The sequence below is a fragment of the Carboxydothermus hydrogenoformans Z-2901 genome, from assembly GCF_000012865.1.
Lineage (GTDB): Bacteria > Bacillota > Z-2901 > Carboxydothermales > Carboxydothermaceae > Carboxydothermus > Carboxydothermus hydrogenoformans.
Map to the genome: position 1 here is coordinate 71,886 of NC_007503.1, position 25,288 is coordinate 97,173.

General features: G+C 42.7%; 25 protein-coding genes, 1 riboswitch and 1 other annotated feature (1 of these 27 running past the window's edge). Of the genes, 16 read left to right on the forward strand and 9 right to left on the reverse strand.

Going from position 1 to position 25,288, the window contains the following annotated elements:
- Window positions 1–225: 225 nt before the first annotated feature.
- On the reverse strand, window positions 226–2,136 hold the full coding sequence (gene cooS, locus CHY_RS00395) for an anaerobic carbon-monoxide dehydrogenase catalytic subunit (protein WP_011343033.1): 1,911 nt from the start codon (window positions 2,134–2,136) through the stop codon (window positions 226–228).
- Window positions 2,137–2,154: 18 nt separating this feature from the next.
- Window positions 2,155–2,589 carry a 4Fe-4S dicluster domain-containing protein gene (locus CHY_RS00400; RefSeq protein ID WP_011343034.1) on the reverse strand — a complete coding sequence of 145 codons (435 nt, stop codon included), beginning with the start codon at window positions 2,587–2,589 and terminating at the stop codon, window positions 2,155–2,157.
- A 386-nt stretch (window positions 2,590–2,975) separates the two neighbouring features.
- On the opposite strand from CHY_RS00400, the gene CHY_RS00405 reads away from it, so the two are divergent.
- From CHY_RS00405 to CHY_RS00425, 5 genes are read left to right on the forward strand one after another with little or no spacing between them, the layout of a single operon-like run.
- Complete coding sequence (locus CHY_RS00405) at window positions 2,976–4,157, forward strand: efflux RND transporter periplasmic adaptor subunit (protein ID WP_011343036.1); 1,182 nt, start codon at window positions 2,976–2,978, stop codon at window positions 4,155–4,157.
- The gene (locus tag CHY_RS00410) at window positions 4,154–4,846 is read left to right on the forward strand and encodes an ABC transporter ATP-binding protein (RefSeq protein WP_011343037.1); all 693 of its coding nucleotides are present in this window, start codon (window positions 4,154–4,156) and stop codon (window positions 4,844–4,846) included. The genes CHY_RS00405 and CHY_RS00410 overlap by 4 nt, the downstream gene beginning before the upstream one ends.
- 10 nt (window positions 4,847–4,856) lie before the next feature.
- A complete protein-coding gene (locus CHY_RS00415) occupies window positions 4,857–6,059 on the forward strand; it encodes an ABC transporter permease (RefSeq protein ID WP_011343038.1) in 1,203 nt (400 codons plus the stop codon).
- Window positions 6,060–6,073: 14 nt separating this feature from the next.
- Window positions 6,074–7,531 (forward strand): sensor histidine kinase, encoded by a 1,458-nt coding sequence (locus tag CHY_RS00420; RefSeq protein ID WP_011343039.1) that lies wholly within the window; start codon window positions 6,074–6,076, stop codon window positions 7,529–7,531.
- Window positions 7,528–8,232, forward strand: coding sequence for a response regulator transcription factor (locus CHY_RS00425; protein WP_011343040.1), 705 nt, complete (start codon window positions 7,528–7,530; stop codon window positions 8,230–8,232). The genes CHY_RS00420 and CHY_RS00425 overlap by 4 nt, the downstream gene beginning before the upstream one ends.
- A gap of 31 nt (window positions 8,233–8,263) precedes the next feature.
- On the opposite strand, the gene CHY_RS12945 is transcribed toward CHY_RS00425, so the two are convergent.
- The 3 genes from CHY_RS12945 to CHY_RS00440 form a co-directional block, all read right to left on the reverse strand.
- Window positions 8,264–8,440 (reverse strand): Arc family DNA-binding protein, encoded by a 177-nt coding sequence (locus CHY_RS12945; RefSeq protein ID WP_011343041.1) that lies wholly within the window; start codon window positions 8,438–8,440, stop codon window positions 8,264–8,266.
- 6 nt (window positions 8,441–8,446) lie between these two features.
- Window positions 8,447–9,355: an SPFH domain-containing protein gene (locus CHY_RS00435; RefSeq protein WP_011343042.1), complete on the reverse strand. Its 909-nt coding sequence runs from the start codon at window positions 9,353–9,355 to the stop codon at window positions 8,447–8,449.
- A 375-nt stretch (window positions 9,356–9,730) separates the two neighbouring features.
- A complete protein-coding gene (locus CHY_RS00440) occupies window positions 9,731–10,858 on the reverse strand; it encodes a 4Fe-4S binding protein (protein ID WP_011343043.1) in 1,128 nt (375 codons plus the stop codon).
- A gap of 229 nt (window positions 10,859–11,087) precedes the next feature.
- Here CHY_RS00440 and CHY_RS00445 point away from each other — a divergent pair, with 229 nt between their 5' ends.
- The 5 genes from CHY_RS00445 (at window position 11,088) to CHY_RS00465 (ending at window position 16,850) form a co-directional block, all read left to right on the forward strand.
- Entirely contained in the window at window positions 11,088–11,987 is a 900-nt protein-coding gene (locus CHY_RS00445; RefSeq protein ID WP_011343045.1) for a radical SAM protein, read from the forward strand.
- Window positions 11,988–12,092: 105 nt separating this feature from the next.
- Window positions 12,093–13,313, forward strand: coding sequence for an MFS transporter (locus CHY_RS00450; RefSeq protein ID WP_011343046.1), 1,221 nt, complete (start codon window positions 12,093–12,095; stop codon window positions 13,311–13,313).
- Window positions 13,235–14,446 (forward strand): THUMP domain-containing class I SAM-dependent RNA methyltransferase, encoded by a 1,212-nt coding sequence (locus CHY_RS00455; protein WP_011343047.1) that lies wholly within the window; start codon window positions 13,235–13,237, stop codon window positions 14,444–14,446. The genes CHY_RS00450 and CHY_RS00455 overlap by 79 nt, the downstream gene beginning before the upstream one ends.
- Window positions 14,447–14,486: 40 nt before the next feature.
- Complete coding sequence (locus CHY_RS00460) at window positions 14,487–15,884, forward strand: ATP-binding protein (RefSeq protein WP_011343048.1); 1,398 nt, start codon at window positions 14,487–14,489, stop codon at window positions 15,882–15,884.
- A 102-nt stretch (window positions 15,885–15,986) separates the two neighbouring features.
- The gene (locus tag CHY_RS00465) at window positions 15,987–16,850 is read left to right on the forward strand and encodes a DMT family transporter (RefSeq protein WP_011343049.1); all 864 of its coding nucleotides are present in this window, start codon (window positions 15,987–15,989) and stop codon (window positions 16,848–16,850) included.
- Between the two features lie 56 nt (window positions 16,851–16,906).
- Here the strand turns inward: CHY_RS00465 and CHY_RS00470 are convergent, their stop codons facing one another.
- The 3 genes from CHY_RS00470 to asnB form a co-directional block, all read right to left on the reverse strand.
- Window positions 16,907–17,419 (reverse strand): ferritin, encoded by a 513-nt coding sequence (locus tag CHY_RS00470; protein ID WP_011343050.1) that lies wholly within the window; start codon window positions 17,417–17,419, stop codon window positions 16,907–16,909.
- Between the two features lie 71 nt (window positions 17,420–17,490).
- Window positions 17,491–18,414 (reverse strand): HD-GYP domain-containing protein, encoded by a 924-nt coding sequence (locus tag CHY_RS00475; RefSeq protein ID WP_011343051.1) that lies wholly within the window; start codon window positions 18,412–18,414, stop codon window positions 17,491–17,493.
- Between the two features lie 59 nt (window positions 18,415–18,473).
- A riboswitch (cyclic di-GMP riboswitch) is annotated at window positions 18,474–18,560 on the reverse strand.
- Window positions 18,561–18,652: 92 nt separating this feature from the next.
- On the reverse strand, window positions 18,653–20,491 hold the full coding sequence (asnB, locus tag CHY_RS00480; RefSeq protein WP_011343052.1) for an asparagine synthase (glutamine-hydrolyzing): 1,839 nt from the start codon (window positions 20,489–20,491) through the stop codon (window positions 18,653–18,655).
- A gap of 171 nt (window positions 20,492–20,662) precedes the next feature.
- Here asnB and CHY_RS12520 point away from each other — a divergent pair, with 171 nt between their 5' ends.
- From CHY_RS12520 to CHY_RS12525, 4 genes are all read left to right on the forward strand, one after another.
- A complete protein-coding gene (locus CHY_RS12520; RefSeq protein WP_011343053.1) occupies window positions 20,663–21,049 on the forward strand; it encodes a YckD family protein in 387 nt (128 codons plus the stop codon).
- Between the two features lie 139 nt (window positions 21,050–21,188).
- Window positions 21,189–21,482, forward strand: coding sequence for a hypothetical protein (locus CHY_RS00490; protein WP_041537592.1), 294 nt, complete (start codon window positions 21,189–21,191; stop codon window positions 21,480–21,482).
- A 32-nt stretch (window positions 21,483–21,514) separates the two neighbouring features.
- On the forward strand, window positions 21,515–22,360 hold the full coding sequence (htpX, locus tag CHY_RS00495) for a zinc metalloprotease HtpX (RefSeq protein ID WP_011343056.1): 846 nt from the start codon (window positions 21,515–21,517) through the stop codon (window positions 22,358–22,360).
- 142 nt (window positions 22,361–22,502) lie between these two features.
- Window positions 22,503–22,955, forward strand: a complete 453-nt coding sequence (locus CHY_RS12525) for a YkvA family protein (protein WP_011343057.1) — start codon at window positions 22,503–22,505, stop codon at window positions 22,953–22,955.
- Window positions 22,956–22,971: 16 nt separating this feature from the next.
- Here the strand turns inward: CHY_RS12525 and CHY_RS00505 are convergent, their stop codons facing one another.
- Window positions 22,972–23,196 (reverse strand): ATP-binding protein, encoded by a 225-nt coding sequence (locus CHY_RS00505; RefSeq protein ID WP_011343058.1) that lies wholly within the window; start codon window positions 23,194–23,196, stop codon window positions 22,972–22,974.
- 130 nt (window positions 23,197–23,326) lie between these two features.
- Here CHY_RS00505 and hflX point away from each other — a divergent pair, with 130 nt between their 5' ends.
- Entirely contained in the window at window positions 23,327–24,571 is a 1,245-nt protein-coding gene (gene hflX / locus CHY_RS00510; protein ID WP_011343060.1) for a GTPase HflX, read from the forward strand.
- Window positions 24,552–25,088: a phosphatase PAP2 family protein gene (locus tag CHY_RS00515; protein ID WP_011343061.1), complete on the forward strand. Its 537-nt coding sequence runs from the start codon at window positions 24,552–24,554 to the stop codon at window positions 25,086–25,088. The genes hflX and CHY_RS00515 overlap by 20 nt, the downstream gene beginning before the upstream one ends.
- A 38-nt stretch (window positions 25,089–25,126) precedes the next feature.
- Window positions 25,127–25,288: a binding site (T-box leader), on the forward strand; it runs 49 nt beyond the window's last position.

Here is a 25,288-nt window from a genome sequence, read left to right on the forward strand (position 1 = left end):
AATCTCTTTAAAACTGGGGATAAACTCCTTAAGCTGGTCTAAAGATAACTCACCGAGCAGTTTATTATTGGTTATTAAACCAAAACTGCGCATTAAAATCGCCCCCTGCAGCCATTATACCACTGAGTTTGACTTCCGAAGAATTCCCTGTTTGGCTGGGCAAAAAAATCCCTCCTTCGCGGAGGGATATAACAATGTTATGGACCAAAGCCATTTTTAAAATTTCTACCATGGTAATCCCAGGCCGGCCCGGCGTTCGTTGATTGCTGCAAGGAGCTTATCGGCCGCTGTTTCGGGATCAAGTTCGACAATAAAGTAGCCTCCGGTTATATCTTTGACGCTGCTCGTAAGGATTTGGGTCACCGGTAAACTGCCTGTAATGGGCGGTAAAACACCGATATGAGTTGGTAAGCCAATGGTTACGGCCCAGGTGCCGATGGCAACAGCCTTTTCATGCATGGCTTCGGCAGCAGAAGCTACAACCGGAAGTCGGTCCAGATCTACCCCCAGCCGATTGGCTAAAGCTGCTACTAAAGCTACTGCCCGGGAGTTGTCCACACAGGAACCCATATGGAGGACCGGTGGCAGAGGGCCACCTAAACCGTTAGCTTCCCCAATGGCAGTCAGCACTGCTTTAAGACCGTCGCCACACAGCTCGTCTACATTGGCTGGGTCCATAAAGCCGTGACGCATCAGGGCACCGGCACCGCAGCCGGTGGCTACTACGAGAACATTTTGCTTTAGTAGTTTGCGGGCAATTGTGGTGAAATTTTGATCCTGGGGAACTTTGACGTTGTTACAACCGGCAAAGAGACAAACTCCCCGGATATTACCGTTAACTACATTATCAATTAACGGTTTCAACGGATCATTGGCGTTTAGTTTGCTGAGAGCATTGATGATGGCTTCCGTAGAAAACCCTGCAACTACCTTAGTTTTTATATTGGGGATTTCGACCGGTTTACCTTTGCGCCGTTTGAAAGTATCGATGGCCAGGCGAAGGATTTGCTTGGCATTTTCAACGGCCGCTTCTTCGGCAAAATTCACGTGTGTCGCCCCGGTAATTTTTGACATTTCCATAGTGGTGATAACGGTAGTTCCGGTACATTCGGCTATGGTAGCTACGGAAGGTTGAATACATTGATAGTCAAGAATCATGGCATCCAGGGCGCCGGTGATCATGGCCATTTCCTGGCTTACCGAGTGAGTACAGGCGGGGATGCCATGACGCATCAAAACCTCGTTGCCCGTACAACAAATACCTACCACGTTAATACCGGTAGCGCCGGCTGCGCGCGCTTCGTTTTCCATTTCTTTGCTTACCGAAACGATGATGTCGGACAGGACCGGGTTATGCCCATGAACGGCCACATTGACCGCATCGGCTTTGAGCACTCCAAGATTGCTCTCGGTAACTACCGGCGCGGGGGTACCAAAGAGAATGTCGGCTAAATCGGTACCCATATAACAACCGGCTAAATCGGCCAGGGAACAGCGTAGACCACCCAGTAATAAATTTTGAGCATCGGCATCACAACCCATGGAAGTACGATGCATAATTTCAGCTATTTCGTGGTCGATACCGGCGGGAATCAGACCGTGGGCCGACAAAACCTTGACGCGGCTGGGAGGCAATACCGTAGTTACCCACAGGACCGGGGTATCTTTTTCGTGAAAATCAGCCAGAGCGGCTTTTGCTACCTCTAAAGCGATATCTTCATCCTTTTGTCCCTCGGTGGGAATACCAAGGCGTTTGGCAATGGAGTGCAACTTGGTCCGGTCTTTAATCATATAACTTGCTGCTTTGCCTTGAACAGCTTTTTTCAAAGTATGAGCCAGGTGTTTCGCGTGCCCGGAATGTCCTGCTGCTCCGGCAGCAATGGACCGATCTAATCCCCGGGCTACTATCACCTCGGCGGTTGCCCCGCAAATACCAACTTTGGGTTCATCACCAAAGGGATTGATGCGACAGGGGCCCTGCAGGCAGTGGCGGCAGCATAAACCAGTTTCACCAAAGCCACACTGAGGTTTCATAGCCTCATACCGATCCCATACCGTTTGGATACCTTCGCGTTTTGCCTTATCCAGCATTTGCTGGACGGCACGGTCGGTAGACTTTAAATTTTGCTTAGCCATTAAATCTTCACCCCTTTTTTATTGGACTTCCTTTACCGTTAGAGCACCAACTGGACAGGAGGTAACGCAGACCGGAAAGTCGGAAACATCTTTGCATAAATCGCATTTTACACAGCGGTCAATCACCCTGATAGCATGAAACGGGCAGGCTTTTTCACAAAGCCCACAGCCGGTGCATTTTTCTTCCGAACAAACAACTCTCCCTTCTTCATCATAAAAAAGCGCTCCTTGAGGATATGCTTCAATGCATTTCGCTCTTTTGCAATGCTTGCATTGTTCTATGGTAATTCCTCCGGTTTTGTCGCCGGTGGTATAAACAATTTGTAGTCTTGGTCTAATACCCTCTAATATTGCGGAAATTAGTGATTTTTCCGAAGAATGGATGATTGAACAGCTAACTTCACAGCTATGACAGGCTACACAAAGGTTTTTATTAAAAATTACTTTGTTCATTTTCCCTTCCTCCCTGAGTGGGCTCACCGGCCTCTGTAATTCGATTAAATTGACAATATTGCGGGATAAATTTTACTTTTCTGAATAATTCGCGAATGCCAATATTCCCATGCCACACTCATAATACCTACCCCTTGTCCTTACGATTTTGATTACTTTTAGTATACTTGAGAAAAATTCTTAATTCCGTAAAGTACTTTACATTTTTTATTTAATTTACACTGGTCCTTAAACTTTTGCGGTTTTCGAAACCGTTTTTTTTTGTAAAAAAGCATGTTAAGTTTTTAGTTCTTTGGTTAATTTAGAAAATTTTAAGAAATGATTAAGACGTAATTTAGAAAAAGAAGTTAGAATAAAACTAAAATATTTGAAATGGAGGGTGAATTATGAAAAAGGGTGTAAAGATTGCGTTAGTGCTGGTGGTTTTAGCGGTGGCTGTTGTAGGATATTTTTCTTATCGAGCAGCGATCGGTAGAAAAAACCTTCAGCTTGATGTTAAAACCGCCAAAGTTACAGTGGGGGATGTGGAAGCGTATCTTTCGGTTTCAGCAACAATCGAATCCCAAAAGAAAAAAGATTACTATGCTCCTCAAGCTAAGGTAAAAAGGGTTTATGTTAAAGTTGGAGATAGGGTTAAAAAAGGTGATGTTTTAGTTACCTTTGAAACCCAGGATTACAGTTCTCAAATCGAACAGGCCCAAATTCAGTATGAAAATGCAGTGCTACAGCGGGATGAGCTTTATGCTCAGAAAAAGGATATTGAAGATAAAATAAAAGAACTTGATGCTCAGATAAGTAGTTTAGAAAAAAGCAATAATCAAGATGCGGCAAAACTTGAAAGCTTAAAACAACAGCGGGATAATATCCAGCCGGTATCCATCGCTCGGATTAAGCAAGCGGAAAACTCGGTAAAGCTTGCAAAACTTACCTTAGATAATGCCAAAAAAGCAGCAGCTCAGGCCCAGGACAAGATAACCGCCGACTTCTCCGGGGTGGTTACCGCGGTGAACGTGGTGGAAGGAGCTATGGCTAACTCAATGCAGCCGGCGGTGACCGTTATGGATCTTTCTAATTTAAAGGCGGTAGCAAAGCTTGGCCGGTTTGATGCAGCTAAAGTTTCTTTAGGCCAAAAAGTAATTTTACGTAATGGCAAAAAGAGTTACAAAGGCGAGGTTAGCTTTATTGAGCCGGTAGCCAGCACCACAATGACTGCCTCAGGGCAGGAAAGCACTGTTGGGGTAGAAATTAAAATTTTAGATAAAAACCCTGATTTAAAGGTTGGTTTTGATGTGGATGCTGATATCTTAATAGGAAGCAAAACCGGGGTGGTAAAGGTGCCGGTGGAAGCAATACGCCAGGAAAAAGATAAAACATCGGTATTTGTAGTCGAACAGGGGAAAGCAAAGCAAAAGGAAGTACAAACGGGTCTCTGGTCGGATGATGAAGTTGAAATTACTTCCGGGTTAACAGCGGGGGAAACGGTGATTTTAAACCCGGGATTAAAAGTTACTGATGGTGCTCCGGTCAGGCTTCCTTTTGCCGGCGGACTAGGGAGGCGGATGCAGTGATTGAACTAATAGATGTGGTTAAAGAGTACGAGGTAGGGAAAGAGCGCTTTCGGGCTTTAAAAAATATTAGTTTAAAGATAAAAGCCGGAGAGTTTACTTCGATTATGGGCCCATCGGGGTCCGGTAAATCAACATTGATGAATATTTTAGGGCTTCTTGATAGGGCGACAATTGGTAGCTACTATTTAGACGGTCGTGATGTGTCTAAGCTTTCCGATAAAGAGCGGGCTTTTATCAGAAACCGGGAGATTGGCTTTGTTTTTCAGGCGTTTAATTTAATTCCCCGCATGACGGTTTTAGACAATGTTATGCTGCCGATGGTTTATGCCCGCATCCCCGGAAAAATGCGGCGGGAAAAAGCCTTGGAGGCTTTAGCCAAAGTAGGTCTTCTACATCGTATTAAACACTATCCCAATGAAATTTCCGGTGGGGAAAAGCAGCGGGTCGCAATTGCCCGGGCTATAGTTAATACCCCTAAAGTAATTTTAGCGGACGAGCCGACCGGGAACTTAGACTCCAAGTCTTCAGAGGAAATTATGAAAATTTTTCAGAAGTTAAATGATGAAGGGGTAACGATAGTGGTAGTTACCCATGAGCCGGATATCGCCCAGCATACTAAGAGGATAATACGTTTTCGTGATGGCCAAATAATATCCGACGAACCGGTGGTAAACCGGATTGTATTATAGGGGGGCTACTATGATTTATGAAAGCCTGAAAATGGCGTTGGAAAGTATTTTAGCCAATAAACTTCGCACTTTTCTTACTATGCTTGGGATTATTATTGGTATAAGCTCGGTTATTGCTATTGTTTCCCTGGGGCAGGGCGGGCAAAATGCTATTACCGGAGAGTTCGAAAAAATCGGGGTAGCAAGTGTTAACATTAAAGTTGATAGTTCTAAAGCCAGTGCCGGTGACTATTTTACTTTGGATGACGTGGAAAAAATCAAAGAAAAAGTAGAAACGGTTAAATATGCGGCTATTGAGGTTCAGAAACAAGGGGTGGCAATAACTGACCAGAAAAACAAGCGGGCTGTAATTTTTGGAGGAACGCTGGATTCGTTTTATACTGATAACGTGGAAATCCTTTACGGAAGGTTTTTTAACGAACGGGAATTTAACGAAGGAATGGCAGTAGCAATAATTGACAGAAATGCCGCCAAGGCTCTTTTTGGCTATGAAGATGCGGTAGGCAACACTTTAAAAATTGGTCCCGCTACTAACCCTAAAAAGGTCACAATTATTGGAGTTTCCAAGGGCTTCACCGGGCCTTTTGGCGGCGGCGACAACATGCCGGTTTTTGTAACGGTGCCGGTAACCTTTTTTCAGGGGCTGTTTTCCGGCGAGGTAGTCTTTGATAGTATGACTATTATGGCTACTTCCAAGGATGCTGTCGAGGATGCCGGAAATGCGGCTATTCGCCTTTTAGAGGCCCGGCACAACAATGGGGGTAACGAAATTTATACGGCGCAAAATGTGATGCAGCAGTTAGAACAGATAAATAATGTTTTAGGCATCTTTACGGCATTTATCGGAGCGGTAGCGGCTATTTCCCTCTTGGTTGGCGGTATTGGGGTTATGAATATCATGCTGGTGTCGGTTACCGAAAGGACGCGAGAAATAGGGATAAGAAAAGCCATAGGTGCGACTACCACCGATATTTTAATCCAGTTTTTAATGGAATCAATCATTATTTCGTTGATTGGTGGCTTAATTGGCATGTTTGTCGGCATTGTGGGGGCAAATATTGTGGGAAGTATGATAGGAGTAGTACCGGCTTTGTCGCTAACGGCGGTTTTAGGAGCAATTGTTTTTTCTTCGGCGGTGGGAATCTTCTTTGGGATATATCCGGCAAGAAAAGCAGCTAAGTTAGATCCGATTGAATCCTTAAGGTATGAGTAAAGGAGGTGCGGCCGGTGTCTTTAAAGTTTCGGCTTATTCTGTCTTACTTGGCAATGTTAGTGATACCTATTTTATTATCGGCGGTAGCCAGCTTTTTAGTGGGTTTAATTTATATTGGAGACGCCGGCCAGGCTTTTAATCTTCCCCATGGGCCTAAAGCCTTTCGGGAAGTTTTTCGCGAGCGCCAGGAGACAATTAATGAAGTTAAAATAAATATCTTAAAACAGCCGGAAAAGGCTTTAAGTAAAAGTTTCTGGGCCGCTGAGGAGAAAAAACTGGTAAATCACCAAACTTATCTTGTGGTTAAAAAAGGAAAGGATTTAATTTATGCGTCAGAGCTTATGCGGGAACAAAAGCTTTTAGAGAAATTACCTGCCTTTGGGAATCCTGAAGAAGAAGGGGCAATAAAGGCGCCGGATGGGAAACGTTATTTATTAAAACAGGTTGATTTTTACTTTAGTGATAAGACTCCGGGAAGTATTTATTTTATTACCGATGTCGAAAATGTCCGTAAAATCTTGACTCGCTTTAGCATTACCATGCTGGTAGTTTTTCTTTTAATTCTGGTAGCTACAAACGGTACTTTAACTTTTCTTGTTTCCCGCAGTATTTTAAAACCTCTTTCCCAGCTTAAACAGGCTTCGGAGCAGATAAAAAATGGCAATCTTGATTTTACGGTTAAAAACAGTGCCAAAGATGAGATTGGAGAGCTTTTTGTTGCTTTTGAGGAGATGCGAAAAAGGCTTAAGGAGTCCGAAGAATTAAAAAAACAATACGAAGAAAATCGCAAGGAACTAATAGCCAACATTTCCCACGATTTAAAAACACCGATTACTGCGATAAAAGGTTATGTAGAAGGGATCCGGGATGGGGTGGCGGACAGTCCGGAAAAGTTATCCCGGTATGTTGATACCATTTACCGTAAAATTTTAGAAGTGGATGGACTTATCGATGAGCTGTTTCTTTTTTCCAAGCTGGATTTAAAAAAGCTACCTTTTAATTTTGAAAAAGTTAATTTAAACCGTTACTTAAGCGATGTGGCCGAGGAGTTGGAGTTTGATTTAAGAAAGAAGGGGATTGAGCTTAAACTTCATCTGCCTTGCCAGCAAGTTTTTGTTTGGGCTGACCGCGAAAAACTAAAGCGAGTTATCAACAACATTGTGGATAATTCCGTTAAATTTATGGATAAAGAAAATTCGCAAGTGGTTATTAATGTTAAAGATGAGGAAAAGAGGGTTATTATAGAAATAGCTGATAATGGCCGGGGAATACCGCTTGACGCAATACCGAAAATTTTTGAGCGTTTTTACCGGGTAGATTCAGCCCGTACAGGAACTTCCGGCTCGGGGCTGGGACTCTCAATTGCTGCTAAGATTATTGAAGAGCACGGTGGGGAAATTTGGGCCAATAGTGTTTTAAATGAGGGAACCACGATAAGTTTTACCTTGAAAAAACTGGGGGAAGGCGCATGAAAAAGGTGCTTATTATCGAAGATGACCGGAGTATTGCGGAACTTGAGCGAGATTATTTGGAAGTGGCGGGGTTTTTGGTGGAGATTGCAGTTAATGGTGATCAGGGCTTAAAAAAAGCTTTAGAAGAAGAGTATGATTTAATCTTACTGGATTTAATGCTTCCGGGAATTGATGGCTTTGAGGTGCTGCGCAAAGTGCGGGCAGAAAAAGATACACCGGTGCTTTTAGTGTCAGCCCGGCGGGAAGATATCGATAAGATCCGGGGGTTGGGACTGGGAGCGGATGATTATATCACAAAGCCTTTTAGTCCCAGTGAACTGGTAGCCCGGGTAAAGGCTCATATAGGCCGTTACGAGCGGTTAACCGGCGGGCGAAAAAATCAAGACCTTTTGGAATTTCCGGGTTTAGTGATTGATACCGCTGCCCGCCGGGTTTTTGCAGGAGATAAAGAAGTAAATTTAACCGGGAAAGAATTTGATTTACTTTTATTTTTAGCTAAAAACCCCAACAGGGTATTTACCAAAGAAGAACTTTTTGAGCGGATTTGGGGTATGGACTCCCTGGGCGATTTATCTACAGTTACTGTGCATATTCGAAAACTTCGGGAAAAAATCGAAAAAGATCCCTCTAACCCCCAGTATATTGAAACCATCTGGGGTGTAGGCTACCGGTTTAGTGGTCTGTGGCCAATTAGAGATTAGAGGTTGGAAAATGGAGGTTAGAGGGAAATTTTCATGTTGACTGGTTACTTCGATTGTTGTCTTTTAACCGGCCGGCCTTTTTGGCGGCTTCTCGAAGTAAATATTCTATATGGGAGTTTACCGAGCGAAACTCGTCCGCTGCCCATTTTTCTAAGATTTCATATAAAGCTGGGTCTATTCTTAAGGGAAAATTTTTCTTTCTGGCCATACCGTATTAGTAAATCGTTCCGGTGTTGATTACGGGCTGGGCAGAGCGGTCCGAGACGATCGCAACCATTAAATTATTAATCATTTGCGCCTTTCTTTCTTCGTCTAAGGAGATATTGGCGTCTTTTTCTAACCGTTCAATTGCCATCTGCACCATGCTTACCGCTCCTTCAACGATTTTCTGCCGGGCGGCCAAGATAGCTGAAACTTGCTGGCGTTGAAGCATCGCCTGGGCAATTTCGGTGGCATAGGCAAGATGGGTAAGCCTTGCTTCTAATACTTCGACCCCGGCAACTTGAAGCCTTTCCTGAAGTTCGCTGGCCAGCTCTTTAGCGACCACATCGGAATTCCCCCGCAACGAAGTTCCTTCTTCTACAAAATTGTCATAGGGGTATTTAGAAGCCACGTGTCTTAATGCCGTTTCACTTTGGATTTCCACAAATTTTTCGTAGTCTTCCACGTCAAAAACTGCTTTGGCGGTGTCAATTACTTTAAATACTACGACTGCTGCGATTTCCACCGGGTTTCCATCAACATCATTTACCTTCAGTTTGGCGCTGTTAAAGTTTCGCACCCGAAGGGAGACTTTTTTGCGGCTGGAAAAAGGGAGAGTTAAGAAGAAACCGCTTTCTCGGATAGTACCTTTGTAATCGCCAAAGAAAACAACAACGGCTCCCATATTGGGCTGAACGATGGTAAGACCGGAGGCTAAAGTGATGCCTAAAAGTAAGGACACTGCTGCTAAATACCAACCCCAGGGTAAAAAACTAAAATTAATACTAAAGCTTAAAAAGGGGCGAATATAGGAAGCTTCCATAACGGTATTAACAAAAACAATAACTGCCAGGAGGAAAAAAACTAAGGTTAATAAGAGCCCCAGATAGCCGTTTGTCTTCCAAACTCTTTTTTCCTGCATGCTATTCCTCCTTCGATATAATATTTATATCAAAATTATATCACTTTTGGGTAAAAATGTAAAGAACGAAAGCGTCATCTTTCGCCCCTGCATAGGTCTTGGATGCAAGGCAACGGGAGTTGCCTTAATGGTGGTAAGTGGTAAGTCGTAGGTGGTAGGTAAAAGAATTAATACAGGCCACTCACCACCTACTACTGACCACTGTTTTCCTAGATAAGGGTTGACTCCGGTCGACAAAAATTATTTCGCGCACAGGAGTGTGCCCTACATTTTTTTAAGGTAGCAGGAGTTGCCTTAATGGTGGTGAGTGGTAAGTCGTAAATGGTAGGGAAAATATTTAATACAGACCACCTACCACCCACCACCTACCACTATTTACAGCCGCCCTTTTTCCAGAGCGATGCAGTACATTTGCTCTTTTTTGTTGAGAGGAACGCTGGGGGTGGAGTCTCGCTTGATTAAAGTTAATGCCTCTTTTTTGCAGAAGGTAACGCAAACACCGCAGCCAATGCAGCGGTTTTTGTTTACGTGGGCTTTTTTGCTTTTTGGATTGCCCGGTTCGGTTTCTATTAGCGAGAGAGCGTTAATTTGACATTTTTTAACGCAGTTGCCGCAACCACTGCATTTTTCTGGGAAAATTTTTAAAATAAAGCTGGAAGGTTCAATGGAGGGAACGTTGTGTTCGTTAATTGCCCGTATGACTCCGCAGCAACAACCACAGCAATTGCAAATATAGGCCGGTTTGTTCTGGACGTTGTCAACCGAATGGACAAGGCCGAATTTTTTGGCTTTTTCAAGCACCTGCAGGAGCTCTTCTTCGCTGGCTTTACGGGCAAACCCCCTTCGAATTAACCATTCGGCAGCACTGCCTAAAGAAATGCAGACATCTGCAACAGGAGCACCAACTTTGCATTTTTTACCGAGATGCTCCTGCTGGTGGCGGCAGTAGCAGTAGGTTAGAGCTCCACCGCCGGAAGATTTGACAATTTCTACTGCTCGCTCATAGGGGACGATTTCGGTTTTAACTTCCGGAGAGATAGCTTCCTCGTAGGGAAGAGCTCGAAACATTTTTGTGGGGCTTCCAAAAAATTCTTCCGGCACGCCGGGCTCGTGGTGGTAAGCTTCAAAAAGCTCGGCCAGGTCTTTTAAGGGAAGATTGGAGTCTACCCGCATAAAGGTGTATTCAAAAAAGCCTACAACCGTCGGGGTGAGCATGTAGTAGGTTTCACCGTTACGCAGGACGTCAATAACAAGACCTTTACTGGCCATGTTTTCTAAATGAGCTGCTAACTCCTCGCTACTCAGGCCGGTGGCGGCTAAAAGCTGGTCAAAAGTTACAAAACCGCCGGGAAAACGGCTGCCGACAGCTGCTTCTTCTTCGGTATAGAGGATTTTTAAAATTTTCATTAAAGTTTCGGAATACGGTGCTCCTACCGGATTTTTATGAAGCCTTTCGGCTAAAGCCTTAAACACTTCTTCTTTGGAAAAACCAAGATGTCCCACCTTTCTGCCTCCTTTAGATTACGCAAAATTATGAATATTTACACTATTATATTCGCTTTAAAATAATGAATACCTTTTTAATTTAAAATTTTTGGGGACCAGCAACTAAAAGTTGTGCTAAATAAAAAACTTCCACAAAAAAGAAAATTGAAACCAGTAAAGAAGGGTTTAACATAATAATAGAAACTGCTTTGGCTTTTTTGGCAAAATATTACGGGGGTAGAAGATAATGAAACCTCAATACCTCTTACTTTTAAAGACCGGTGAACTTAGGGAGAGAGTTGTAAAGTTAGAGGATGTATTAAAAAAATGCACTCTTTGTCCTCATAACTGTCAAGTAAATCGAAGCCGTGGGGAAAGGGGATTTTGCGGTGGAGGTTATTTGCCGGTGGTGGCAAGCTATGGACCGCATTTTGGGGAGGAAAGGGTTTTAGTGGGGGAACATGGTTCCGGCACAATCTTTTTTAGCCACTGTACTTTAAAATGTGTTTTTTGCCAGAACTGTGAGATAAGTCAGTACGGCGAAGGGGAGGAAGTTACGCCCCAAGATTTAGCCAAGATAATGCTTATCTTACAAAGGAGAGGATGCCACAATATCAATTTAGTTTCCCCTACCCATTATGTACCGGCAATTGTAAAAGCCGTCCTTATAGCAGCAGAAGAAGGGTTAAAAATTCCTCTTGTTTATAACACCAGTGGTTATGAAAATGTTGAGACTTTACGGTTGTTAGAAGGTATAGTTGATATTTACATGCCGGATATTAAATTTGGAGATGATGAAATCGGAAAAAAATATGCCAAGGCTCCGGGCTATTTTGCAATTACCAAAAAGGCGGTTTTAGAAATGGACCGTCAGGTAGGAGGACTCAAATTTGATGAAAAAGGAGTAGCCTGTAGAGGAGTTTTAATTCGCCATCTAATTTTACCGGAAAATTTAGCTAAAACCGATAAAGTTCTGGAATTTATTTCTAAGGAGTTATCTTCGGACGTGGCGGTAAACCTTATGGACCAGTACTGGCCGGCTCATAAGGCTTACAGTTTTAGTGAACTTTCCCGGAGAATTACCAGGGAAGAATATAATATCTGGCTTAAGTATGCCAAAAAGCTAAAAATTAACCTGATAGTTTAAAATTTAGGGGCTTTTAGCGGGGCTGGTTTACTGGTTCGTATATTTGTATAAACGAAGCAAATGTAATATAATTAACTGGTAGTTTTCTTGAGGGGAGAGGGGATTTTGCAGGTAGCGACATCTTTAAAAAAAAGCTTTAAAGTTTATAGCGGCCTTCCCAAGAGCATATATGTTTTGTTTGTTGCAAATATTGTTAATAATATGGGTAATTTTGTCTGGCCTTTTTTAACGATCCTTTTTACCAGGAAACTCGGGCTGGGAGCGGAAAAGGCAGGATTAATTGTAACCATAGCAATTTTATTCCAGCTCCCCGGGGCTTTTGTTGCCGGAAAGGTTGCCGATAAGGTGGGGCGCAAAAAAGTCCTGGTATTTTATCAAAGCGCTGCGGGTTTTTTATTTATTCCGGCGGCTTTTATGCTCGATCCCTACGCGATAGCTACAATTGTTGTTATTTCCGGGTTTTTCTGGGGTGGGGTGCAGCCGGTAAGTAGAGCTTTAATTACCGACCTTACCCAGGGAGAACAGAGGATTCGGGCTTTCTCTTTGACATACCTTGGAGTTAACATTGGTTTTGCTTTGGGCCCCCTTTTGGCGGGGTTTCTTTATGCCTACGGGATAAAGGTTATCTTTCTGGGAAATGCCTTCTCTTGCCTGGCTTCTTCGATGTTATCGGCATTTTTTGTGAAGGAACCGGCCACTCCTTCTGAGGGTAAAAATAGTTTTGAAGCGCCAGTAGAGGGTGGACTAATCGATGTATTAAAGCTTAGACCTTCTCTGTTTTTCTTTTCACTAATCTGGTTTATTTATTCTTTTGTTTATGTTCAATCTACTTTTGGGATGTCTTTAACGGTGACGGATTTATTTGGAGAGTTAACCGGGGCTAAGGTGTTAGGAAGTTTAATGACGGCAAATGGGCTGGGAGTAGTGCTTTTAACCGGACCTTTAACGAAAATCTTTGAGCACCGGGAGCCTTTAACGGCAATTTATATTTCCGGAATTCTTTATGCTGTCGGTTTTGGCATGCTTGCCTTTGTCAAAAGCTATCTTTTCCTATTAATTTCGGCTTTTATCTGGACGGCCGGGGAAGTGGCGGGAGCGGTTACGGTAAATGTTTATATTTCCGACCGTACTCCGGTTACCCATCGGGGAAGGGTAAATGCTTTTTTACATATCATGTCCCGGGCGGGTTTTTCAGCGGGGCCTGTAGTAATGGGAGCGGTAGCTTCGTTATATGGTTTAAAACTTTTATGGCTTCTTTCCGGAGTACTGGCTTTAGCAGGGGCGATAGCGGTCTTATACTTACGGCAACTGGAGGGGGCTTTGTGAAACTAAGCTTAATTGCTACTGCAGCTTTTGGTTTGGAGTCGGTGGTAGCGTTAGAATTAAAAAATCTTGGGATTAACGATGTCATGGTGGAAAATGGGAAGGTGCAGTTTTTCGGGGATTATTCTACTATTGCCCGGACCAATCTCTGGCTTAGAACTGCTGACAGGGTTTTAATAAAAGTAGGGGAGTTTTATGCTGAAAGCTTTGAGGAGCTTTTTGAAAAAACCAAAGCATTACCCTGGGAGGAGTTTTTACCGAAAAACGCTAATTTTCCGGTAACCGGTAAAGCTGTCAGGTCTAAGCTTATGAGCGTTTCCGACTGTCAGGCAATTGTAAAAAAAGCCATTGTGGAGAGATTAAAGGGTAAGTACCGTCTTAACTGGTTTCCGGAGGATGGGCCGGAGTTTAAGATCGAAGTTTCGCTTTTAAAAGACCTGGCTACCCTGACCATTGACACCAGCGGTGCTGGTTTACATAAACGGGGTTACCGAAAATTAACCGGCCGGGCACCTTTGCGGGAAACTCTGGCGGCAGCTCTGGTAATTCTTTCCCGCTGGCGGGAAGACAGAGCTTTTTCTGACCCTTTTTGCGGCTCCGGCACCATACCGGTGGAAGCGGCTTTAATTGGGCTAAATATTGCACCGGGAATAAACCGGGAGTTTGCTTTTATGAAATGGCCCTGGTTTCCTAAAAAAGAATTAGAGCGTGCCCGGGAGGAGGCAAGGAGCAAACGGCGTAATCTAAAGCTTTTAATTTACGGCAGCGATATATCCGAAGATGAATTAAGTTATGCCCGCTATCACGCTAAAGCGGCAGGGGTAGAAAAAAGTATCCGGTTTTTTAAAAAAGATTTCCGGGAAGTTAAATTCACGGAAGAGTACGGCTGGTTAATTTCTAATTTACCCTACGGGGAGAGAATTGGGGATGTGCGGGAAGTGGAGAAACTGTACCGGGAATTAAAAATCTTAAGGGAGAAACTTCCCACCTGGTCTTTTTATTTTTTAACCAGTCATCCGGCTTTTGAAAAACTTTATGGCAGAAAAGCGGATAAACGGCGTAAGCTTTATAACGGGAAGATTGAAACCCAGTTTTATCAGTTCTTTGGGCCCAAACCACCAAAAATTATACTTTAAATTATAATAATTTAGGGTATAATTATTATGAGGTGGTTTTATGAAATTTGTTAACCGGGACGAAGAGCTTTCCTTTTTAAAAAAAGAATATTACCGTCAGGGTTCTTCCCTGGTGGTGATTTACGGGCGCCGCAGAGTGGGGAAGACAACTCTTATAAAAGAATTTATAAAAGATAAACCTGCTCTTTATTTTTTAGCAACCGAGGAATCAGAAGATGAAAACAGGAAAGCTTTAATTAAATTACTTGGTCAATTTTTAAATAATGAGCTTATTTTAAAAAGTGATTTGAGCTGGGAAGAGATATTTAAATTTTTTGTAAAAGATGATGAAAAAAGAGTTTTGGTCATTGATGAGTTTCAATATTTAGGCGTGGCCAATAGGGCTTTTCCATCGATTTTGCAAAAGATCTGGGATAATTTTTTAAAAGAAAAAAATATTATGCTTATTTTATGTGGTTCTTTAATTAGTTTAATGGAATCCCAAACCCTTTCTTATAGTAGTCCTCTTTATGGTAGAAGAACGGGACAAATTAAATTACAATCAATTGACTTTTTACACATGTCCGAATTTTTTCCCGGGAAAAACTGGGAAGAAGTTTTAGAAATATATGCAGTTACCGGCGGCACTCCTAAATATATTGAAGTTTTTCAGGAAGAAAAAGATATTTATCAGGCTATTGCTAAAAATATTTTAAGTAAAAATAGTTTTTTATATGAAGAACCAGTATTCTTACTGGAAAAGGAATTAAGAGATATTGGTAGCTACTTTTCTATAGCAAAAAGCATTGCTGCCGGAAATCACAAGTTAGGGGCGTTAGCTACTGCGTTAGGAATTTCGCAGACCGGTCTTACGAAATACTTAAAAACTTTAATTGAATTAGATATTTTAGAAAGAATTACTCCTATTACCGAAGATAATCCCGAAAAGAGTAAAAAAGGGTTATATTTTTTAAAAGATAATTTTTTGGACTTTTGGTTTAAATTTGTTTATCCTTATAAAAGTTTTCTTGAGATTAACGAAAAAGAATTTGTTTTAAGGAAAATCCGGGAAAGTTTTATTGAAAAGCATCTAAGCTTTGTATTTGAAAAAGTTTGCCAGGAACTCCTCAGGTATTTAGTGAAAAGGGGAGACTTAAACACAGAATATACAAAAATAGGGAAATGGTGGGATAGACAAACCGAAATTGATGTAGTTGGGCTTAATAAGGATTCGGGAGAAATTATCTTTGGTGAATGCAAATACCAGAACCGTAAAGTTGGTTATGAAGTTTATAGCAATTTAATTGCAAAAGCGCAAAAAGTACAGTGGAATAAAGGAAAGCGAAAAGAGAGTTTTATAATTTTCAGTAAAGAAGGGTTTTCTTCTGAACTTATTGAAGCGGCTAAAAAAAATAAGAATTTATATTTATTTGATTTTAAAAATTTTTCGTTAGTTTAAAAAGGGCTACCGAAAAAAGTAGCCTTTTTTCTAAAGAGGTTCGCTGTTTTCAATATCCTTCATATATGTTATTATTGATAAAAAATCTTGGGGGAGCGGGGAATGAGTCAGTACTACCGGGGGGTTTTACTTACTTTTTTATCGGCGGCGGGTTTTGGTTTACTTCCGATTTTTGCGGTGTTTGCGTATAAGGAGGGAGCTTCGCCCTATACGCTGCTTTTTTGGCGGTTTTTCTTGGCGGGGCTTATTTTTCAGGTTTATAACTATTATGTTCATAAGGGTTTTGGCATTACCAAAAAAGAGATTTTATATGTTTTGGCGATGGGGATTTTATATACAATACAGTCTTCCTGCTTTTTTCTTTCGGTTAAATACATTTCAGCATCGCTGACATCGTTAATCTTTTATACTTACCCGGCGCTGGTGGCGATTTTATCAAGCATAGTCTATAAAGACCGGCTGGGGTTTAAAGGATTTGTTGCGGTAGCCTTAGCCTTTGCCGGTCTAATTTTGGTTTTGGGGAATATAAGCGGCAAATTAAATCCAACTGGGGTACTTTTTGCTCTGGCTACGGCGTTAGTTTATTCGGTTTATATAACGCTGGGGAAAAAGGTTTTAACACAAATTCCCTCTCTAACCGCCAGCAGTTTTATTGCAGTTTTTGCGGCGATGTGTTTTCTGGTGGTCGGTTTATTAAGCGGCACTCTTGATTTTCTGCCCCCGGAAAAAGTGTGGTTTTCTATTTCCGGAATTGTGGTATTTTCTACCCTTCTTGCAATGTTTACCTTTTTTCGGGGAATTGAGCTTTTGGGACCGGCCCGTGCTTCGATTATTAGCATGTTTGAACCGGTGGTAACGGTTATTTTTGCGGCCCTGTTATTTGCGGAAAAATTGACCCCCGGGCAAATTGCCGGAGGCGCGCTGGTGCTTCTCGGAGCATACTTGGTAGCCAAAGTAGAAAATTAGGGACAGTCCCCTTTTTTATACTTAAAGTATAGTTTTAGGGACTGTCCCTAAAATTATTACTTCCCGGAGGGGGGAGGGGTAAAGACCCGTTGAGCCAGTTCGGCATCTAAAGTGTAAATGGCATGCTGGTCATTTTGAATCCGGGAGAGTTTCTTTACGAGATTACCAAATGTTTCTTCTTCCTCCATTTGCTCATCGATAAACCATTTTAAAAAGCTTATCGTGGCGTGCTCTTTTTCTTCCAGGGCGATATCGCTTAAAGCATAAATGCGTTTGGTGACAAGTTGCTCGTGTTCATAAGCTTTGGTGAACACGTCCAAGATAGAAGCGTACTCGTTTTGGGGTTGATCGATACCGGAAATAAATATCCTTCCTCCCCGTTGATTTATGTAGTCAAAAAATTTCATGGCGTGGAAGGTTTCTTCCTGGACCTGGACCCGAAAGAAATTGGCAAAGCCGTCTAACCCCTGGTCGTGGCAGTAAGCGGCCATGGCAAGATAAAGATGAGCTGAATAAAACTCCCATTTAAGCTGTTCGTTTAAAGCGGCTAAAAGCTTTTGGCTAAGCATAGACATACCTCCCTGGTGGAAATTACTTAATTAAGTATAACATTAATTAAGGGTAGATATGAAGCCGTTTATTAAGGGCTAAGAGTAAATTTTTTTTTCCTAAAAAGATATAAACAGGCGGCTACTGTTTCCTGATCATATAATTTGCCGGCACCGGCTTCAATTTCTTTTAGCGCGGCTTTAATGCCTAAAGATGGGCGGTAGGGACGATGAGCGCTCATAGCTTCGACAACATCGGCAACAGCTATAATTTTGGCCTCAAGGTAAATTTCATCCCCTTTAAGGCCGTTGGGATAACCGCTACCATCAATACGTTCGTGATGTTGTAGTACAAATTCGCTAATGGGGTAGTCGAAATCAACATCATTTAATAGGTTGTAACCGGTAAGGGGGTGAGTTTTAATTAGTTCAAATTCGGGTTTTAAAAGTTTACCCGGTTTATTTAAAATTTCAATTGGTATTCCAATTTTTCCGACATCATGGAGAAGGCTTGCTATGTAGATACTTTTTAATACCGGTGGAGGGCATCCAAGCTCCTGGGCAATGGCTACCGCAATTCGTGCTACGTTTTCCTGATGGCCGGAAGTATAAGGATCTCGTATCTCGAGAATTTTTGAAACAAGTTTTACACTTTGAAGATTTTTAGCTTCATTGATTAAATTAGTAAGCTTAAATGTTTTGACTTCTGACTGCAGGAGTTTAAAATAAAAAAGGCGGAAATCAAAACTTTGATTGCAATCAATATCTACTTTGACAATTAAGTTTTTCGAAGTCTGTAAAATTACTCCTTTTTTTGGAGTTAGAGAATGCTTGGTGGCTTTAAGTGTTGGAAACATGCGAAAAATATTAAAATTTGCAAAATCTATTTTTTCTTGTTGAAACAATTGGTAAAACTGCTGGTTTGCTGCAATTAAATTTCCTTCCCAGTCGGTTAATAATAAGGCGCGACTTGATGCATGAAAACTTTTTTCAAAGATATTGGCTTTTCGGGCCAAGCAATTCTCCCTCCTCAAAAACAAAAAACCTCCTGCCCAAGGAGGTTTTTAGTTCATCCTTCGGCAGCTGGCTGGCATGGCGAAAATTCGCTTTAGCCCCTGTAGCTTTGCGTCACCGGCTTTCGCCGGTTTTGCCTTTATCGACAAAAATATTTAATTTTCAACAAAAATATTACAAAAAAATGACAATTTTGTAAAGATAGAAGTTGAAAAAATGTTAAATATTTGTCTACTCAAATTAAAAAGAAATATGGTATTTTTTAAACCAGTAATTTAGTTGAATTAAATACGCCATAATCTGGGTATCGCCCATTAACTGGCCAAACCAGGGGCGGGCGTTTGGGGGAGAGGGATTGGTGATTAGTTTTCGGACCTCGTTTTCATCTATCAGGAAGTTAATCGGGGAAGAGTTTTCGGCCAAGATTTGCGTTAGTGCTTCTCTTACCAGTTTGGTATAAAGCGGATGATGAGTTTTGGGATAAGGAGATTTTTTACGCTTGAGGATGTAGTCCGGAATAAGATCCGCTACTGCCTGCCGTAGTAAACCTTTTTCCTGGCCTCCAGCGGTTTTAAAGTGCCAGGGAACATTCCACAAATATTCCACCAGCCGGTGGTCGCAATACGGCACCCGTACTTCCAGACCCCAGGCCATGGTCATCCGGTCTTTGCGGTCCAGTAATATAGGCATCCAGCGGGTGAGGGTAAGGTAAGTTATTTCCCGAAGCCTTTTTTCTTCCGGGGATAATCCCGAAATTTCAGGAATTTCTTCTAAAGCTTCGTGATAGCGTTTCTGGACATATTCATCGGGCTTTAATTCGGCAATTAAATCTTGTCTAAAAAGGGTTTTTCGGCGGTCCAAGCTTAGAGCCCAGGGGAAAGTCTTGGCTTCAAGGGCTTCTTTTCTAAAAAACCAGGGATAGCCGCCGAAAATTTCGTCGGCACATTCTCCCGATAAGCCCACGGTGGCTTCTTTTTTTATTTCCCGGCTAAAAAGCCACAGGGATGAATCAATATCGACCATACCGGGAAGGTCGCGAGCGATTAAAGCCGGAAATAGCGCTTCAAAAAGTTCTTCTTGAGTTAACACGATATTACGATGAAGGGTGTTAAACTCTTTGGCAACCAAAGGGATAAACATAGCATCGCAATTGGGCTGAAAGGCGCTTTCGGTAAAATACAGTTCGTTTTCCGCATAATCCACCGAAAAGGTGTTTAGAGTTTCGCCCCGGCTATGAAGGTGGCTGGCGGCAAAAGCAGTAATTACCGTCGAGTCAAGACCCCCGGATAAAAGGGTGCAAATGGGTACATCGGAAACCAACTGGCGAATAACCGCGTCTTCTAAAAGTTCCCGGGTTTTTTTCACCGTAGTGGGGAAATCATCGGGATGGGGATTAGAAGTAAGTCGCCAGTAGGGTTTTATAAATAAACCTTCCGGGTTAAATACGGCATAATCGCCGGGAAGTAGTTCGGAAATATGCGCAAAAACTCCCATTCCCGGGGTGCGGGCGGGACCCAAAAACAATACTTCTTTTAAGCCATCGGTGGAAAGCCTGGAAGGGATGTCCGGATGAAGAAGAAGGGTTTTAATTTCAGAAGCAAAAATCAAGGTATCATTTACCAGAGCATAAAAAAGGGGCTTTACTCCGAGCCGGTCCCGGGCTAAAAAAAGCTGGTTTTCTTTTTCATCGAAAATGGCAAAGGCAAAGATACCGTTTAATTTAGAAAGACATTCTTTGCCCCATTCAATGTAGGAAACCAGTAAAACTTCGGTATCACAGGTGGTGTAAAAATGGTGTCCCCGAGCTTCTAACTCATCCCGAAGCTCTTTGGTATTATAGAGCTCACCGTTGTAAACGATAACGTACTGCCAATCCCCGAAGGTGCGAATCATCGGTTGCCGCCCCCGCTCCGGATCGATGACCGCCAGTCGCCGGTGTCCAAGAATGATATTTTCCGAATGCCAAATACCTAAAGCGTCTGGACCGCGGTGGGTAAGGGATTGGGTCATTTTTTCTAATAGAGGAACAAAAGGTGATAAATCCTTAGAAAAACTTATCATACCTGCAATTCCACACATGTTAATCCTCTCCTATGGCCCTACTTTTTAGCAGTCTCTTTTATGATATGCCGCAGAAGAGGAAAGGGTTCGCTGGAAATTTAACTTAAACAAATTTGTAACATTTTCTCCGAGATTTTGCAAACATTTTGGGTTAAACTAAAATCGAAAACAAAAAAAGGGGTGATTTTAATGAAGAGAAAACTGATAATTGGGCTTGTAGTACTGCTGTTGGTAGCTTTTACAGTACCGGCCATGGCCGCCTTAACCGTTGACCAGAAAAATGAGTTGATCGACCTCTACAAACAACAGGCGGAAATTATGAAGAAAATAATTGACGTACGGGTAAAAGCCGGGCTTATTACCAAAGAACAGGGAGATTTTATGAAGCAACGAATTGATGCAATGCTCCAGTACAGAATACAAAATCCTGATGCTTTTGGTCCCGGTTGCGGCGGTTTTGGCAGAGGAGGTTTTTGGGGCAGATGGAATCAGCAAGTACCGAACAGTAACAATGCTGTACCCCAGGGTTTTTATGGACCCCGGGGTGGGATGATGGGCGGATATTCTAACTTATAAGTACCTTCCTCAATGCACCTTCCTCCTTTTATATAGATTTTAGCCGGCGTTTTGCCGGCTATTACTCTTTTTTGGGGAAAATGTTTTAGGTGATTTATTTTTGACCTTTTTTGATGTATAATTAATACTGGTGGTGTCGATGTTAAAGGCCCTGCGCTTTTTACTGATATTTTTGGCAATAATATTAGCAGCTTTTGTCGGGAGCGGCGATGTAGAAGAGCTTATTTTAAGAGATGTGTCTTTGTTTTTGGGGACAAAGATAATAATTAAAATTAACCATAAGTCAAAAAGGATAGAGAACAAAAAAGAAGAGAATAAAACAAAACTTATTATTGATAACCTGCAGGATTTTTTAAATATAAATAAACTCCAGCATTTTACTACTTCCCGTTGGTATCAAACGTCTTATTTTGATGGATTTGGCGTAGCTTAAAAGGATTAACAAATTTAAGGGGGAAGAGAAGAATGACCAATACGATAAAAACCTGGCTTTTAATGGGTGTGTTAACAGTTTTGCTGGTTTTACTTGGCAGAGTTATTGGTGGGACGACCGGAGCATTTACGTTTTTCCTGATAGCTCTGGCCATGAACTTTATTAGCTATTACTTCAGCGATACCCTGGTAATAAAAATGACCGGTTCTTATCCGGTAAGTGAGGCGGAGGCGCCGGAGTTGTACTCAATTGTGAGAAATCTATCCTTAAAAGCCGGCATTCCCATGCCCAAAATTTATATTACCCCGTCGCCCCAGCCCAATGCTTTTGCCACCGGGCGTAATCCTGAACACGCAGCGGTAGCGGTAACCGAAGGACTTTTAAATCTTCTAAACCGGCAGGAGATTGAAGGGGTGCTGGCCCACGAGATAGCTCATATTAAAAACCGGGATATTCTGATAGGAACCATTGCGGCGGCTATGGCCGGAGCTATTTCCATGCTGGCGGATGTTTTTCGCTGGGGGTTGTTTTTTGGCGGTGGTCGCGATGATGATAATAATCCCGGAGGGCTTATAGCCGATCTTATCCTGCTGATTTTAGCTCCGATTGCGGCTTTACTGGTGCAGCTTGCGATTTCCCGTTCCCGGGAGTATTTGGCCGATGAAACGGGGGCAAAGCTTGCGGGGTCACCGGTGGGCCTTGCGGAGGCTTTAAAGAAGCTCCATGCTTACAGCTTGCGGATACCGATGGAAGTGTCTCCAGCCGCATCGCATATGTTTATCATAAACCCCTTGAACGGACGGGCCTTAATGGCGCTTTTCTCTACCCATCCACCCATTGAAGACCGGATTGAAAGGCTTTATGCTATGAGGTGGTAGTTTAAAATTGCAGGTACGGTTTCCAACCGTACCTGCATTTAATTTTATTCCTGACTGTGAAAGAAGGAGAATTTTCAAACAACAAGGGGAAAACAGGATTAAATCCAAAATGGCGTGGATAAAATAAGTAAAGGTGATTTAAATGATTGAAAGGATATCTTTTCTTGTAAAAAAGGCTCCGAAGTATGCTAAACTTGCTTGGCGCTTAGCGCGCCACCCGGAGCTTACCCTTAAGGAGAAGTCGATTTTGGCGGGGGGGCTATTATACTGGGCATCGCCTATTGATTTTATTCCGGGGGTTATTCCAGCTTTAGGGCAGCTTGATGACTTAATTGTTGCTTTATCTTCCCTAAACTATGCCTTAAAAAAGCTGCCGCCGGATATCCGAAGACAGGAACTTTTGGCTGTGGGTTTGGAAGAAGAAGAAATTGAAGACGATATCCGCTATTTAAAAGCAGTGGCCCGGGAGATTGCCGAACAAACTCTGAATTTTTCCGCAAAAACCCTGGGCTTTGCCGGAAGGCAGGCAACAAAGTTAATGATTAAAGGAACGGGTTTTCTGTTGCGAAAGCTAATAAAATGGAGCCAAGGCTGACCTTTTTGGGCCAGCCTTATTCTTTTTCCACAAGGCTAATAGCTCCTGTAGAACAAAAAGGCAGACATTTACCACAGCCGGTACATAAGTCCTGATTAACCGTAACCGGTTTGCCAAAGCCGGGGAAATCGTATTCTGCCGGCTCCTGTTCAATAGCCCCAAAGGGGCAGACCACAACTAAAATACAAGCCGGGGCTTGATCGCAGAGAGTCGGGTCAACTACAGCAACTTTTTTCGCCATGATAACCTCCTTGGCTTATGCTTATAATAGTATTTACGAAAGAGATTTGGAAATATCTTAAAAAAGTTTTAGCTTTTAGTCAAGAAAAATTTATTTGTGGTATAATGGTCAAAAAACCGGGGGGGTTATTGTGGAAAAAGCTTTAGTGGCTTTTTTAGTTGAAAACCTGAAAAAATTTCCCTACCAAAAGGAAGAGTTTTTAGCCCTCCTGAAAACCCGCGGGATTGAGGCTGTTGATATTATAAGCCAAAGGCTTGAGCATCCGGTTCCTGCCACTTATTTTGGCTACGGGAAGGTGCAGGAAATAGGAGAACTCTTAAAAAAACACAATTTAAATTTGCTGGCGGTGGGGGGAGATTTAACACCTACCCAGGCCAAAAACCTGGAAGAAATTCTGGAAGTTACGGTGGTGGATCGCACCCAGATTATCCTGGAAATTTTTGCCGAGCATGCCCACACCCATGAGGGGAAAATTCAGGTGGAGTTGGCCCGGCTTATGTATAACCTTCCCCGGATTACCGGGCTCGGACGGGTTTTGTCCCGCCTTGGGGGCGGTATTGGTACCCGGGGTCCCGGAGAGACCAAACTGGAGGTCCTGCGGCGGACTATTCGGAAAAGGATTGCCGAGTTGCGCCGGGAGTTAAAAGAAATTGAACAAAACCGGAAAGTCAAAAGGTCCCGGCGGTTGGAGGCGGGAGTGCCAATCGTAGCCCTGGTGGGGTATACCAATGCGGGTAAATCTACTTTACTTAATGCCCTTACCGGGGCGGGAGTGCTGGCGGAAGACAAACTCTTTGCCACTTTAGATCCTACGGTTAGAAAGCTAACTTTGCCCGGAGGGCAGAAGCTTCTTTTAATTGATACGGTGGGTTTTATTGAAAATATGCCACCCCTGATTAAAGAAGCGTTTAAATCGACTCTGGAGGTAGTGCATGAAGCAGAGTTAATTTTGCATGTGGTGGATGGGGCAAACCCATACCGGGAAGAGCAGGAAGCGGTGGTTGAAAAAATTCTAACGGAAATGAAAGTAAGAGTGCCGGTAATTACCGTTTATAATAAAGTGGATCTTTTGCCGGAACCGGTTTTGTTTTTGGGTAAAAGGGCGGTTGCGATTTCTGCCCGTACCGGCTATAACATGGAGCTACTTTTAAAATTAATAGAGGAAAACTTATTCTGGCAGGAAGTTACGGTGAAAGCCGTTTTGCCCTTTGCCCAGGCTTTTAAAATTGGGGATTTAAAAGAAAACTTAAAGCTTATAAATTTAGAGTATTTACCGGAAGGAATTGAGGTTACCGTTGCCGGTCCCCGGGAAAGAATAGCGAGGTACTTAGGAAGGGAAAAGCTGGAGGAGAGCAATGGCGAAAAGCCGGTATGACGTTAACGAAAGAGTATTTTGGCTGATTTACGGCATGGCGCGAAAGAATATTTATTTAGACAAGGTTATGGTCTTTTTTTCCCGCGGGGGAATTTATTTTTACTGGCTAATTATGCTGTACTTGTTTTTTACGGGAGATTTAAAGGTTAAGTTTTATCTTTTTAAAACCGGTGTGGTGGGGTTAATTGCGGTATATTTGGCAAAATATTTGGGCAGGCGCTACTATTTTCCCAGGCCTTTTGTCGAAAAAGGGATTAAACCGTTATACCCCCATGCCGCTGACAGTTCCTTTCCTTCCGACCATATAACCGGAGCGGTGGCCCTAACGATGGGGATTTGGGAAGTGGCGAAGGTGGCGGGAATTATAGCCTTGGCATATGTAGTGTTTTTGATGATTTCAAGGGTCTACGTTGGCCACCATTATCTTCGGGATGTGCTGGCCGGGGCCTTTTTGGGAGGAATTGTTTATTACCTTTTGCATTTTGTTTTTCGTTTGCTTATTGACATTTTCGTATAATTTTGCATAAAATATTCTCCAAATACATGGCAAATAGGGAAAAGGCGATGCGAAGAAAAACCGGTACTTTTTCCTGTTAAAGAGAGCCGGGGCAGGTGAAAGCCGGTACAGGGAAGGCCGGGGGCCGTCTTCAAGCCGGAAAGCTGAAGTAGCAGTAAGCTTTCCCGGGAGACCGTTATCCGAACGAAGGGGGCAGGAGT